The organism is Sphingomonas sp. (assembly GCF_017744835.1).
Lineage (GTDB): Bacteria > Pseudomonadota > Alphaproteobacteria > Sphingomonadales > Sphingomonadaceae > Sphingomonas.
Window position 1 is genome coordinate 23,338 of record NZ_JAGIAM010000001.1, and the last position, 13,342, is coordinate 36,679.

Annotated in this window: 13 protein-coding genes; 8 read left to right on the plus strand and 5 right to left on the minus strand. The window is 68.4% G+C overall.

Features of this window, described 5'->3' with window-relative positions:
• Window positions 1-45 precede the first annotated feature (45 nt).
• The 3 genes from J7500_RS00105 to J7500_RS00115 are packed head-to-tail and all read left to right on the plus strand — an operon-like array spanning window position 46 to window position 3,265.
• Entirely contained in the window at window positions 46-1,482 is a 1,437-nt protein-coding gene (locus J7500_RS00105) for a circularly permuted type 2 ATP-grasp protein (RefSeq protein ID WP_294058937.1), read from the plus strand.
• 50 nt (window positions 1,483-1,532) lie between these two features.
• On the plus strand, window positions 1,533-2,468 hold the full coding sequence (locus tag J7500_RS00110) for an alpha-E domain-containing protein (protein ID WP_294060635.1): 936 nt from the start codon (window positions 1,533-1,535) through the stop codon (window positions 2,466-2,468).
• Entirely contained in the window at window positions 2,465-3,265 is an 801-nt protein-coding gene (locus J7500_RS00115) for a transglutaminase family protein (protein WP_294058938.1), read from the plus strand. Before J7500_RS00110 ends, J7500_RS00115 begins: the two co-directional genes overlap by 4 nt.
• A 186-nt stretch (window positions 3,266-3,451) precedes the next feature.
• Here J7500_RS00115 and J7500_RS00120 read toward each other — a convergent pair whose 3' ends face one another.
• Both J7500_RS00120 and J7500_RS00125 read right to left on the minus strand, forming a co-directional pair.
• Complete coding sequence (locus tag J7500_RS00120) at window positions 3,452-4,237, minus strand: arginyltransferase (protein WP_294058939.1); 786 nt, start codon at window positions 4,235-4,237, stop codon at window positions 3,452-3,454.
• A gap of 763 nt (window positions 4,238-5,000) precedes the next feature.
• Window positions 5,001-6,245: a threonine ammonia-lyase gene (locus J7500_RS00125; RefSeq protein ID WP_294058940.1), complete on the minus strand. Its 1,245-nt coding sequence runs from the start codon at window positions 6,243-6,245 to the stop codon at window positions 5,001-5,003.
• Window positions 6,246-6,302: 57 nt separating this feature from the next.
• Here J7500_RS00125 and J7500_RS00130 point away from each other — a divergent pair, with 57 nt between their 5' ends.
• On the plus strand, window positions 6,303-7,955 hold the full coding sequence (locus J7500_RS00130; RefSeq protein WP_294058941.1) for an amidohydrolase: 1,653 nt from the start codon (window positions 6,303-6,305) through the stop codon (window positions 7,953-7,955).
• Between the two features lie 70 nt (window positions 7,956-8,025).
• Here J7500_RS00130 and ctrA read toward each other — a convergent pair whose 3' ends face one another.
• Window positions 8,026-8,733, minus strand: a complete 708-nt coding sequence (ctrA, locus tag J7500_RS00135) for a response regulator transcription factor CtrA (RefSeq protein WP_294058943.1) — start codon at window positions 8,731-8,733, stop codon at window positions 8,026-8,028.
• 181 nt (window positions 8,734-8,914) lie between these two features.
• Window positions 8,915-9,823 carry a LysR family transcriptional regulator gene (locus J7500_RS00140; RefSeq protein ID WP_294058945.1) on the minus strand — a complete coding sequence of 303 codons (909 nt, stop codon included), beginning with the start codon at window positions 9,821-9,823 and terminating at the stop codon, window positions 8,915-8,917.
• A 116-nt stretch (window positions 9,824-9,939) separates the two neighbouring features.
• Here J7500_RS00140 and J7500_RS00145 point away from each other — a divergent pair, with 116 nt between their 5' ends.
• Entirely contained in the window at window positions 9,940-10,638 is a 699-nt protein-coding gene (locus tag J7500_RS00145) for a pirin family protein (protein ID WP_294058947.1), read from the plus strand.
• Between the two features lie 64 nt (window positions 10,639-10,702).
• Window positions 10,703-11,329 (plus strand): NAD(P)H:quinone oxidoreductase, encoded by a 627-nt coding sequence (wrbA, locus tag J7500_RS00150; RefSeq protein ID WP_294058948.1) that lies wholly within the window; start codon window positions 10,703-10,705, stop codon window positions 11,327-11,329.
• Here the strand turns inward: wrbA and J7500_RS00155 are convergent.
• A complete protein-coding gene (locus J7500_RS00155; RefSeq protein ID WP_294058949.1) occupies window positions 11,326-12,045 on the minus strand; it encodes a M15 family metallopeptidase in 720 nt (239 codons plus the stop codon). The genes wrbA and J7500_RS00155 overlap by 4 nt on opposite strands.
• Before the next feature lie 80 nt (window positions 12,046-12,125).
• Between J7500_RS00155 and J7500_RS00160 the strand changes: the two genes are divergently transcribed.
• Both J7500_RS00160 and arfB read left to right on the plus strand, forming a co-directional pair.
• Entirely contained in the window at window positions 12,126-12,794 is a 669-nt protein-coding gene (locus J7500_RS00160; protein WP_294058951.1) for an RluA family pseudouridine synthase, read from the plus strand.
• Window positions 12,787-13,188, plus strand: a complete 402-nt coding sequence (gene arfB, locus J7500_RS00165) for an alternative ribosome rescue aminoacyl-tRNA hydrolase ArfB (RefSeq protein ID WP_294058952.1) — start codon at window positions 12,787-12,789, stop codon at window positions 13,186-13,188. The genes J7500_RS00160 and arfB overlap by 8 nt, the downstream gene beginning before the upstream one ends.
• Window positions 13,189-13,342 lie beyond the last annotated feature (154 nt).

Consider the following 13,342-nt stretch of genomic DNA (forward strand, 5'->3'; position numbering starts at 1 on the left):
TTGCAGCATGGAACTCCTGGCACGCCTCCTGCGCTTGGAGATCGAATGGCATCAGACGCGGCGTTCGATGAAATCTGGGGTCGCGGCGGCCCCCAGGCACCGCGTCCCGAATTCGCGCCGCTCTCCCGCTGGGTCGCGGAGACGCCCTGCGCCGAGCTCCAGCGCCGCCAGCAATCGGCCGAGGCCGCCTTTCGCCAGCTCGGCATCACCTTCGCCGTCTATGGCGACAGCGACGCGGCCGAGCGGATCATCCCCTTCGACATCGTGCCGCGCATCTTCCTGCCCGACGAATGGCGCCGGCTCTCGGAAGGGCTGGTCCAGCGCGTCGAGGCGATCAACGCCTTCCTCGAGGACATCTACGGCGAGCGCCGCATCCTCGCCGAGGGGCTGATCCCGCCCGAGCTGATCTACCGCAACGAGCAATACCGCCCCGAAGTCGCCGGCGTCCGCCCGCCGCACGGCGTCTGGGCGCATATCTGCGGGATCGACCTTGTCCGCACCGGGCCGGACGAATTCTATGTGCTCGAGGACAATGCCCGCACCCCCTCGGGCGTCTCCTACATGCTCGAGAATCGCGAGGCGATGCTGCGGCTGTGCCCCGAGCTGTTCCGCGATTTCCGCGTGGCGCCGGTCGATTCCTATCCCGACAAGCTGCTCGCGACGATGCGCTCGGTGGCGCCGGGCGCCAATCCGCATCCGGTCTGCGTCGTGCTCACTCCCGGCCACTTCAACTCGGCCTATTACGAGCACAGCTTCCTCGCCGATTCGATGGGGATCGAGCTGGTCGAGGCCGCGGACCTGCTCGTCGACGACGACATGGTCTGGATGCAGACGATCGCCGGCCGCGTGAAGGTCGACGTGATCTACCGCCGGATCGACGACGATTTCCTCGACCCCCTCACCTTCCGCGCGGATTCGCTGCTGGGCGTGCCCGGGCTGATCGCGGCCTATCGCGCGGGCAATGTCGCGCTGATCAACGCGCCGGGGAACGGTATCGCCGACGACAAGGCGATCTACAGCTACATGCCGGAGATCGTGCGCTTCTATTCGGGCGGCGAGGCCAAGCTGCCCAACGTCCAGACCTGGCGCTGCCGCGAGCCGGACGCACTCAAATACGTCCTCGACCGCCTGCCCGAGCTGGTCGTCAAGCTGGTCGACGGATCGGGCGGCTACGGTATGCTCGTCGGCCCCACCGCCACCCGCGCGCAGATCGAGGAGTTCCGCGCCGCGCTGGTCGCCGAGCCGCACCGCTACATCGCCCAGCCGACGCTGGCGCTGTCGACCGTGCCGACGCTGACCGAGGCCGGCCTCGCCCCCCGCCACGTCGACTTCCGCCCCTTCGTCCTCACCGGCAGCGACGGCGTCCGCATCGTCCCCGGCGGCCTCACCCGCGTGGCGCTGCGCGAAGGCTCGCTCGTGGTGAACTCCAGCCAGGGCGGCGGCACCAAGGACAGCTTCGTGCTGCTGGAGGACGGCGTATGAGGGGGCAGCTTCCTCGATCCTCCCCGGCACGGGGAGGATTTTAGATGCTGATGCTCTCGCGCACCGCGGCGGCGCTCTACTGGCTCGGCCGCTATGTCGAGCGCGCCGACTTCATCGCGCGGCTGGTCGAGGCGACGATCCGGCTCGATGCGCTCTCGGCGCGCCCCGCGGGTGAGGCGGCGTGGCAGAGCGCGCTCGCGGTCAGCTACAATGACGAGGCCTTCGCCGCGACCGGCGCCAACCTCAACCAGACCAACGTCGCCTGCTTCCTGACGCTCGACGCCAGCCATCCCGGCTCGATCGTCCGTTGCCTCGAGACAGCGCGCAACAACGCCCGCGCGGTGCGCACCGCGCTCACGCGCGAGGCCTGGACCGCGATCAATCGCGCCTGGTGGCTGTTCCAGAACCGTGCCTCGACCGGCGGCGCGACGGCGACGCTCAATCTGGTCGAGCAGGTCAAGGGCGAGACCCGCGGGTTCGAAGGCGCGATCCACCGGATGATGCGCAACGAGGCGACGCTGCTGATCCAGCTCGGCGCCGCCGTCGAGCGCGCGGACAACACCGCGCGGCTGGTCGACGTCAAATATCATCTGCTGCTGCCCGAGGGCGAAAGCGTCGGCGGCGTGGTCGATCGCGACCAATGGACGACGATCCTCCAGACCGTCTCGGCCGTCACGGCCTATCGCTGGCTCTATAGCGAGGGGCTGCAGCCCGCCAACGTCATCGACCTGCTCGTCAGCCACCCCGAGCTGCCGCGCAGCCTGGCGGCCTGCGTCGAGGAATCGGTGGCGCTGCTCAACCAGCTCGCCAGGCGCACCGGCCTCCAGGGCGAGGCCGACCGCATGGCCCGCGCGCGCATGGCTCGGACGCAGAAGACCCATACCGCCGACGTGATCGTCAGTGGCCTCCACGAGCATCTCGCGGCCTTCATCCAGGAGAATGCGATGCTCGACGCCGCGATCGCACGCCAGTTCCGGTTCATATGAGGATCACCGTCGACCATCGCACGCGCTACCGCTTCTCCGAGCCCCAGGCGCGGATCGTCCAGATGCTGCGGCTCACCCCGTCCGATACCGCCGACCAGACGGTGGTGAGCTGGCTGATCGGCATCGATTGCGACGCGCGGATGCGCGACGGCACCGACGGCTTCGGCAATGCCGTGACGATGCTCTATGCCGACGGACCGATCGAGACGTTCGACGTCACCGTCTCGGGCGAAGTGCTGACCAGCGAGGCGAACGGAGTCGTGCGCGGCAGCATCGAGCCGCTCGCGCCGCTCCTCTTCCTGCGCAGCACGCCGCGCACCGCCCCCGGCGACGCGCTGTCCGTGTTCGCCGCCGACAGTGTCGCGGGCGCGGGCGATCCGCTCGAGCGTCTGCATCGGCTCAACACGGCGCTCCACGCCCGCTTCCCCGATGCGCCCGACGCGCCCGACACCGGCGTCACTGCCGCCGCGGCGTTCGACAGCGACCGCGTCACGTCGCGCGACATGGCGCAGATGTTCATCGCCGCCGCGCGCTGCTTGGGCGTGCCCGCGCGCTACATCTCGGGCTATTGCAGCGACGGCGTCGCCCGCTCGGCTCCGCACGCCTGGGCGGAAGCCCATGTCGAGGGGCTCGGCTGGGTCGGCTTCGATCCGGTGAAGGGGCTTTCGACCGACGAGTGCCATGTGCGCATGGCCGTCGGGCTCGACGCGGCAGGCGCGGCGGCGACCGTGGGCACCCGGACCGGCGCGGGCGACGAGAAGCTCGACGTCGACCTCCAGGCCTTCGCCGAGGAATAGATCAGGCCGGATCGCATTGTTTCGCCCCTCCCCCGAACCCACCGTCACCCCGGACTTGTTCCGGAGTCTACCGGGAGACAAGGGTTGGACAAGAGGCTCTATGGTAGTCGGTGAGGCTGAGTGGGCCCCGGCACAAGGCCGGGGTGACGGATGCTATAGGCGGAGCCGGTTTGCTCCGAACTGAGCCTACACCAGCTCGCGCGCCCGGCTCGCCGTCGCCACGTCCGCCGGCGTCTCGTCGTCGGCGAGCAGCGACCAGCCGTTCGGCCCCAGCACTTCGATCGGCCGATAGCGCGTCTTGTAGGCCATCCGCTCCGATCCCTTCACCCAATAGCCGAGATAGACATAGGGCAGGCCGGCCGCGCAGCTGCGCAGGATATGGTCCATGATGATGAAGTTGCCGAGCGAGGGCCGGCTCGCGTCCTCGGTCTCGAAGAAGCTGTAGATCATCGACAGGCCGTCGGCCTGCTGGTCGGTGATGCATGCGCCCACCAGCTTGCCGCGCCGGCCGTCGACCGAGGGCTCGCGATATTCGATGACATAGGAGCTGACCGGCGACTGCTCGACCATGTCGGCATAGTCGTTCTCGTCCATCGCCGCCATGCCGCCGCCCGGATGGCGCGTCTTCAGATAGCGGTGGAGCAGCGCATACTGCTCCTCGGTCGCCCAGGGCTTGCAGGCGGTGACTTCCAGGTCCGAATTCCGCCGCAGCAGCTTGCGCTGCGTGGCATTGGGCTCGAACTGGTCGGCGACGACACGCACCGAGACGCAGGCAGTGCATCCCGCGCAGCTCGGCCGATAGGCGACCGACTGGCTGCGGCGGAAGCCGATCCGGCCCAGCGCGTCGTTGAGCTCGGACGCGTGCTGGCCCGTCAGCTCGGTGAAGATCTTCCGCTCCTGCCGTCCCGGCAGATAGGGGCACGGGCTGGGACTCGTCACGAAGAAACGCGGGAAACGGGAAATTGCAGTCACCGCTCGATCGCCCCTCTCTGCCGGCCCGGAATCGGCCTTTCGGGGCGACTATGAAGCGCCGCGGGATTTATGAAAAGTGCGTTTACCATAAAAGAAGGTTAACGCAGGGGTTCGACAGATCGGAAGCGAAACAAAGACTTAGCTGCAAGCGCGTCGAGACGCGAAGCTCGGTCATTCACCACATCCGTCAACCAGCCGCGACGCCCGATGCGCGCGGTCAGACTGTCCCTCGGGCAGAGTACACGGGGCACGAGTCCGCGTGAATCGCCGCCCGACTCAACTCGCCGCGCAAGCGATTCGTTTCGTCGGATCGTCGCAAACGGGCGGGCGAAATTGAGCTGGGACCTTTTCCCTCTCCCCTTGTGGGAGAGGGAGGGAGCCGACGAAGTCGGCGGAAGGGTGAGGGGGAGTGAGTCTTGAGTCCCCCTCATCCTTCCCACTCGCTACGCGAGCGGGCCCCTTCCTTCTCCTACAAGGGGAGAAGGAGCTAACCGCCCTCTTCCAGACGCCTCTTCCCTTGCAAAGTAGGATTTCGCTTGCTTGGCTGGCGTTCCCGCCGGCCTCGGCGCCGCTCTTTGAACCGTCGAACGACGCTGGACGCAGGAGTCCCCGCCGAAAATCCCTGCGGAGGGTGTCCACTTTGTCTATTTCCAGCCAAGGCCCCGGCGGCGCGCCGGGCCTTGCTGCAGGAAATTTCATTGCGCGCCGGCGCAACGTTATTCCCCAAAACGCGGGAAAAGTGGGAAGTTAGGCCGCGCCCCGCTCAGGCGAGCTCGACCTGGCTCACTTCATATTGGGCGCGGCGCAGCGCGGTGATCAGCCGGTCGAGGTGATTGCGGTCGCGCGCCTCGCACTCGATGTCGGTGATCAGTCCCTTGGCCGGAAGCGTGGTGAAGACGCGCTGGTGATAGACTTCGATGATGTTGACGCCCTGCTCGTGGAAGATGCGGGCGACATTGTAGAGCGCGCCGGGCCGGTCCTGCAGCCGGATGCGCAGCCGCGCGAGGCGGCCCGAACGCGCGAGGTCGCGCAGCAGCACGTTCGCGAGCAGCCGGGTGTCGATGTTGCCGCCGCACAGGATGGTGCCGACCTTCTTGCCGCGGAAGCGCTCGGGCTCGGCGAGCAGCGCGGCGAGCCCCGCGGCGCCCGCGCCCTCGACCACGGTCTTCTCGATCTGGAGCAGCAGGCTCACCGCCTCCTCGAGCCGGCGTTCGCTCACCAGCACGATGTCGTCGACCAGCGCCTCGACCATCTTCGAGGTGATCGCGCCTGGCTCCTTGACCGCGATGCCCTCGGCCAGCGTATCGCCCGCGCAGGGCATCTCGGTGTGGTGGATGCGGTTGTACATCGAGGGGTAGAGCTCGGCTTCGACCCCCACCACTTCGATCGGCTGCCCGGCCGCCTTGGCGACGATCGCGGACCCCGAGATCAGCCCGCCGCCGCCGATCGGCACCACCAGCATTTCGAGGTCGGGCACATCCTCGAGCATCTCGAGCGCTGCCGTGCCCTGCCCCGCGATGATCCGCTCGTCGTCGAAGGGATGGACGAAGGTATAGCCGTGCTCGGCCTCGAGCTTGCGCGAATGGGCGTAGGCGGCGTCGAAGGTCTCGCCTTCCAGGATCACGGTCGCGCCGTGCCCTTCGGTCTGGGTGACCTTCACCACCGGCGTGTTCTTGGGCATCACGATCGTGCTGGGGATGCCCAGCCGCGTGGCGTGATAGGCGAGCCCCTGGGCATGGTTGCCCGCGGAAGCCGCGATCACGCCCTTGGAGCGCGCCGTCTCGTCGAGCTGCAGCAGGGTGTTGAGCGCCCCGCGCTCCTTGTACGCCGCCGTGAACTGGAGGTTCTCGAACTTGAGATAGACGGTGGCGCCGGTCAGCTCCGACAGCGTCTTGCTCACCAGCGTGGGCGTCCGCACGATCGAGCCCGAAATTCGCGCCTGCGCTGCGCGGACGTCATCGATCGAAACGGGGAGCGGCGCGGCCGCCGGAGCTGCTTTGGTTGCCATAGTGGTCCTCGCCTAGACCATCTGGCGCGGCGGGGGAACAGGCCCTATGCCCTCGGCATGCTCAAGCCGATCCTGCGCGTCCTCGCCTCGCTCGCCCTCATCGCCATCCCCGCCACCGCCCGCGCCGACGGGCTGGTCGACAACGTCAACGGCATGACGCTCGACGACAAGGGGCAGGTGGTCCGCTTCACCGGGCTCCAGTTCGCCCGCGACGGCAAGATCACGCGGCTGCTGAGCCCGAAGGACAAGCGCCCGAAGAAACTCGAATGGCGCATCGACATGGGCGGCAAGACGCTCGTCCCCGGTATGATCGACGCGCACGGCCATGTCATGGGGCTCGGCCAGCAGATCCTGCAGCTCGACCTGTCGGCGACCAACTCGCTCGACGAGGCACTGGCCAAGATCCGCACCTATGCCGCCGCCAACCCGACCAAATGGGTGATCGGCAGCGGCTGGAACCAGGAACGATGGAAGCTCGGGCGCTTCCCCACCGCCGCCGAGCTGGATTCCGCGGTCAGCGACCGCCCGGTGTGGCTCGAGCGCGTCGACGGCCATGCCGGCTGGGCGAACAGCCGCGCGCTCGCAGTCGCGGGCATCACCGCCGATACCAAGGATCCCGCCGGCGGCCGGATCGAGCGCGTCGGCGGCCGGCCCGGCGGCGTGCTGGTCGATCGCGCAATGGCGCTGATCACCAAGGTCCTGCCCCAGCCGACGCCCCGCGAGCGCAACGCGGCCTTCCTCGCCGCGCAGGACCGGCTGCTGTCGCTGGGCGTCACTGCCACGACCGACATGGGCACCACCGGCGAGGACTGGCTCACCTATCGCCGCATGGGCGACATGGGGCTGCTCAAGGTGCGGATCATGAGCTACGCCTCGGGCGTCGACACAGCGCTCGCGGTCGCGGGCCAGGGCCCGACGCCCTGGCTCTATGACGACAGGCTGCGGATGGGCGGCATCAAGCTCTTCGCCGACGGCGCGCTCGGCTCGCGCGGCGCCTGGCTCAAGGCCGATTACGCCGATGCGCCGGGACAGAAGGGGCTCGGCTTCCTGTCCGACGACCAGCTCCTCAACCTGATGACGCGCGGGTCGATGGACGGCTTCCAGATCGCGGTCCACGCCATCGGCGACCGCGCCAACCAGCAGGTCCTCGACGCGATCGAAGTGCTGTCGCAGACCTACAAGGACAATCGCCGCTGGCGGATCGAGCACGCGCAGATCGTCGACCCCGTCGACATGCCGCGCTTCGGCCGGCTCGGCGTGATCGCCTCGGTCCAGCCCGTGCACCAGACCTCGGATCGGCTGATGGCCGAGGCACGGCTCGGCGAGGCACGGCTGGCGGGCGCCTATGCCTGGCGCTCGCTGGTCCAGAACGGCGCGCGGCTGGCCTTCGGGTCGGACTATCCCGTCGAGAGCCCCGACCCCTGGGCCGGCTGGGCGGTGTCGTTCACACGCCAGGACGCGGACGGCCAGCCGGCAGGCGGCTGGCGCCCGCAGGAGGCCGTGACGCGCGAGCAGGGCTGGGCCGGCTTCACCACCGGCGCGGCCTATGCCGGCTTCGCCGAGGACCGGCTCGGCCGCCTCGCCCCCGGCATGCGCGCCGACTTCCTGATCCTCGACCGCGATCCGCTGCTCGCCGCCCCCGCCGATCTGCGCGCCACCAAGGTGCTCGAGACCTGGATCGGCGGAAACCGCGCCTGGCAGCGCAAATAGCGGACCACGAAAAAGGCCGCGGCGCTCATAGCTGCCGCGGCCTTCTCAAAGCCCCCGCTTTGCGTTCGGTTCAGGCGACCGCGGTGGTCGCTTCTTCGGCGCCCTCGGGCTCGCGCAGCACATAGCCGCGCCCCCAGACGGTCTCGATGTAATTCTCGCCTTCGCAGGCCATGCTGAGCTTCTTGCGCAGCTTGCAGATAAAGACGTCGATGATCTTGAGCTCGGGCTCGTCCATCCCGCCATAGAGATGGTTGAGGAACATCTCCTTGGTGAGCGTGGTGCCCTTGCGGAGCGAGAGCAGCTCCAGCATCGCATATTCCTTGCCGGTCAGGTGCACGCGGGCGCCGTCGACCTCGACCGTCTTGGCGTCGAGGTTCACGGCGAGCTTGCCCGTGCGGATCACCGACTGGCTGTGGCCCTTCGAGCGGCGGACCACGGCGTGGATGCGCGCGATCAGCTCTTCGCGGTGGAAGGGCTTGGTGACGTAATCGTCGGCGCCGAAGCCGAACGAGCGCACCTTCGAATCCATTTCGTTGATACCCGAGAGGATCAGCACCGGCGTCTGCACGCGCGCCACGCGAACCTTCTTCAGAACGTCGTACCCGTGCATGTCGGGCAGGTTCAGATCGAGCAGGATGATGTCGTAATCGTAGAGCTTGGCGAGGTCCAAGCCCTCTTCGCCCAGATCGGTGGTATAGACGTTGAAGCCCTCGGCCGAGAGCATAAGCTCGATCGCCTTGGCAGTCGAAGGCTCGTCCTCGATCAGCAGCACGCGCATCCCGGTTCCCCTGTCCACAACACGCACCGGAGCCCCGCTGGCCGACGCGCTGAACGAATTCATTAACCTAAGCACCTCTGAAGGCAAAAGGTTAATTTCGTCCTAACCGGCCTGAATCCACGAGTCGCGGGGAATCCCTGGCACGGAATGTTACGTAAAACGCATAGGGCTCGGCGGTTGTTCAGGCGGTCTCGCAGAGCGTCCTGAAGCGCTCGGTGAAGAAGGCGATCAGCGCTTCGACGCGCGCCGGACGGAGTGTGCCGGGGGGCGTGAGCAAATGGAGCGCGACCGGCGAGGCGGTCCATTCCTCGAGCACTGCCTCCAGCGCGCCGGAACGCATGTCCTCGCCGACCATGAACTCGGGCAGCCGGGCGATTCCCAGCCCTGCGCGCAGCGACGGGAGCATCGCGTCGCCGCTGTCGGCGGAGAGCGGCCCATCGATGCGCACCACCGCCTCCTCGCCCCCCACCCGGCGAAAGCGCCACACGTCGGGATGGGCAAGGTTGGTGTAGGCGAAGCAGGCGTGGCGGGCGAGATCGGCCGGGTGGCCCGGCCGGCCGCGCGTCTCGAAATAGGCGGGCGAGCCCACGATATGCGAAGGGATCGCCCCCAGCCGGCGCGCGCGGAGCGAACTGTCTGGCAGGTCGGCGATGCGGAGCGCGATATCGAAGCCCTCGGCGACGATGTCGACCTTGGCGTCGGACAGGCAGAGTTCGATCTTGATCGCGGGATGCGCGGTCAGGAAATCGGCGACCGCCGGCCCGACATGGGTGATGCCGAAGGTGAGCGGCGCAGCGACGCGGACCAGCCCGGCGGGAGCGCTCGCCGATTCGAGCGCGGCCTCCTCGGCCGCCACCCCCTCGGCGAGGATGCGCTGGGCGCGCTCGGCGAGCGATCGGCCGCTCTCGGTGAGGGTGAGGCGACGCGAGGTGCGGTGGAACAGCGTGGTGCCCAGCCGCTGTTCGAGCCGGCTGATCGCCTTGGAGACAGTCGCCTTGGAGACGCCGAGCGCGGTCGCGGCTCCGCTGAACGAGCGATGTTCGACGACGCTGGCGAAGGCCGCCCAAGCCTCGAAATCCGGCAGTTTCATGAGGATCTCCGATTACGCCGACCACTCTACAACGGAAACAATCGGTTTCCAACGTTTCCATTTACCGCCCGATCGCAATGCCTATCTTGGCGGCAACGGAACACGGGAGACCAGCGATGATCGAGAAACGCTCCTTCGAAAGCCTGGGCCACGCCGACCACGGCTGGCTCAACGCACGGCATCATTTCAGCTTCGCCAACTACTATGACCCTGCCCGCATGGGCTGGGGCGCGATCCGGGTGTGGAACGACGACGAGATCGCCGCCAACTCGGGCTTCCCGCCCCACCCGCACCAGGACATGGAGATCATCACCTACGTCCGCCAGGGTGCGATCACGCACCAGGACTCGATGGGCAACAAGGGCCGCACCGTGGCCGGCGACGTCCAGGTGATGAGCGCCGGGAATGGCGTGCGTCACTCGGAATACAACCTCGAGCCGGAGACGACCCGGATTTTCCAAATCTGGATCATGCCCCGCGAACGTGGCGGCCAGCCGAGCTGGGGCGCCAAGCCCTTTCCGAAGGGCGATCGCTCGGGCCGGTTCGTGACGCTCGCCAGCGGCTTCGCCGATGACAAGGACGCACTGCCGATCCGCGCCGACGCCCGCGTGCTGGGCGCGACGCTGAAGGCGGGCGAAAGCGTCGAGCACACGGTTGGCGAAGGCCGCCATGCCTATCTCGTCCCGGCAGTCGGGACGATCGAGATCGACGGCGAACGCGTCGACGCCCGGGACGGCGCCGCGCTGACCGGCGGCCAGACGGTGACGATCAAGGCTCTGGAAGACGCCGAGATCGTTCTGGTCGACGCCGAATAGACTTCCCTTTCCCCTCCCCTACCCCCTCCCACGAAAAGTGGGAGGGGAACTTGAAGGACTGCACATGTCGAAGATCCTCGTGCTCTATTATTCCTCTTATGGTCACCTGGCGAAGATGGCCGACGCAGTCGCCGAGGGCGCGCGCAGCGCCGGGGCCCAGGTCGATGTGCGTCGCGTGCCCGAGACCGCACCCTTCGAAGTTGCCCAGGCGGCCGGCTTCGTCGTCGACCACAGCCACCCGGTGCTCGACGACGTCAACGAGCTCGCCAATTACGACGGCATCATCGTCGGCGCGCCGACCCGCTTCGGCCGCATGGCCAGCCAGATGGCGGCGTTCTGGGACCAGGCCGGCGGCCTGTGGTTCCAGGGCAAGCTCAACGGCAAGGTCGGCGGCGCCTTCACGTCGACGGCGACCCAGCACGGCGGCCAGGAGACCACGCTCTTCTCGATCCTGACCAACCTGCTCCACTTCGGCCTGACCATCGTCGGCCTCGACTATGGGTATCAGGGCCAGATGGGCGTCGACGAAGTGAAGGGCGGTGCCCCCTATGGCGCGACCACGATCGCCGACGGCGACGGCAGCCGCCAGCCGAGCGAGGCCGAGCTCGAGGGCGCGCGCTACCAGGGTCGTCGCGTCGCCGAAGTCGCCAACAAGATCGCCCAGCCCGCGGGCGAGCTCGAGACTGCCTAGTCCCCCTCCGGCAGTCTCGCGGCGGCGGCTGGAACCTGACCGGTTCCGGCCGCCGCTTTCGTTTGTGGTCGGGCGACCGCCGGCAGCGCCGGAAAGCGTGCCTGCGCGGCGGCGAAGCGCATCCGTGCGGCCTGGGCGCGCGGCCCGAGATCGGTGGCGCGGCCGACCCAGCGCCAGTGCCAGGGCTCCCAGGCCACGCCCTGCTTGTTGCCCGCAGGAAAGGACAGCTCGAACCCGAAATCGGGCGCACGCCGCATCAGCCATTTGCCAGCGGGCGTGAGCGCGAAACACTGCTCGGCGGCGCGGCAGTCGATCCCACGCTGGACGAAGTCGATGGCATAGCCGGTGGCGTGCTCGCTGTGGCCGGGCGGGCCGATGAAGCGCGCGCGCAGCCGAGCGACGAGGTCGCAATTGGCGGCACCGGCGCAGAAGACGCGGCGCTGGTGCTCGATCGAGCGGAAGCAGGAGACCGCGCCGAGATCGATCCCCTCTGCCCGCGCGCTGCCGAGCAGGCGCTCCAGGTCCTCCGCCGCCTCGCGCACCAAGGTGCAGCCGGGAAGGCTCGGCACCGGCACCAGCGTCAGTGGGTCCGCCTCGCCATAGGGCATGTGGTTGAAGAGGCGCACGACCGGCGGCAGCGGCGGCGGAGCGGGCGGATCCTCGGCCTGCGCCGCGGCGGGAAGAAGCAGGAAGAGGATCGGGGCCAGCGCGCGCATCGGCTGCGAAACGCCGGACGCGGGCAAAGGATCATGCCGAGCCGCTGGCGCTCGCGCGGCGGTGGTGGCAAGGGCGGGGAATGCTCCAGGACCGCATCCTCTTCATCGACGGCGAAGCGATCGTGATCGACAAGCCCGCGGGCCTGCCGGTCGACCGCCCGCGCGACCGCTCCGAAAGCCTCGAGGACCTGCTCTGCGAGCTGACCTTCGGCTTCCGCCGGCTGCCGCTGCCCGTCCACCGGCTCGACCGCGACACCAGCGGCTGCCTGCTGCTCGCGCGCAACCCCAAGGCCCACAAGCGCTTCGCCCAAGCCTTCGAGGCAGGCACCGTGGCCAAGCGCTATGTCGCGATCCTCGACGGCGTGCCCGAAGGCGAAGGCGGGATGATCGACTTGCCGCTCGCCAAGATCTCGAGCGTCGAAGCGGGCTGGCGGATGGTCGGCGACCCCAAGGGCAAGCCGGCGCGGACGCGCTGGGAGCTGCTGCAGGCGGACAAAGGCCGCGCGCTCGTCGCCTTCTATCCCGAGACCGGGCGCACGCATCAGATCCGGGTGCATGCCGCCGAGGGGCTGGGCGTGCCGATTCTGGGCGACCCGGTCTATGGCAAGGGCGGCCCCGCAGTGATGCTCCACGCCGCCGCACTCACCGTGGCGCGCGAGGGCAAGCCCGATGTCCATGCCGAGGCGCCGCTGCCGGTGCGCTTCCACAATGCCGGCTTCGGCACCGAACCCGAGGTTGAGCGTGGCTGAGATCCCCGACGAGGCGATCATCGAGGAGAAGTTCCTCGCCGCCTCGGGTCCGGGCGGGCAGAACGTCAACAAGGTGGCGACCGCGGTGCAACTGCGCGTCGACGTGTTCCGGCTGGGGCTGCCGCCCTATGCCTATCAGAAGCTCAAGCTGCTGGCCGGGAGCAAGCTGACCTCGAACGGCGAGCTGGTGATCACTGCGCGCAAGTTCCGTACGCAGGACGCCAACCGCACCGACGCGCGCGAGCGGCTGGCCGCGCTGATCGACGAGGCGCACGAACGCCAGGCGCGGCGCGTCAAGACCAAGCCGAGCAAGGCGGCCAAGGCGAAGCGCGTCGACGAGAAGAAGGGCCGGAGCCAGGTAAAGGCCGGGCGCGCCAAGGTGCGATTCGACTGAACGCACGCGGAAGTTGACACTGGCGGCCGCGGAAGTGGACACGGCGGAAGTGGACAAAGTTGACACCCTCCGCAGGGTTTTCAACGATCGCAGCAACGTCGCGGCGGTTGTCAAAGAGCGGCCCGGCGTGGGCCGGGCGAGCGGAGCAAGCGAA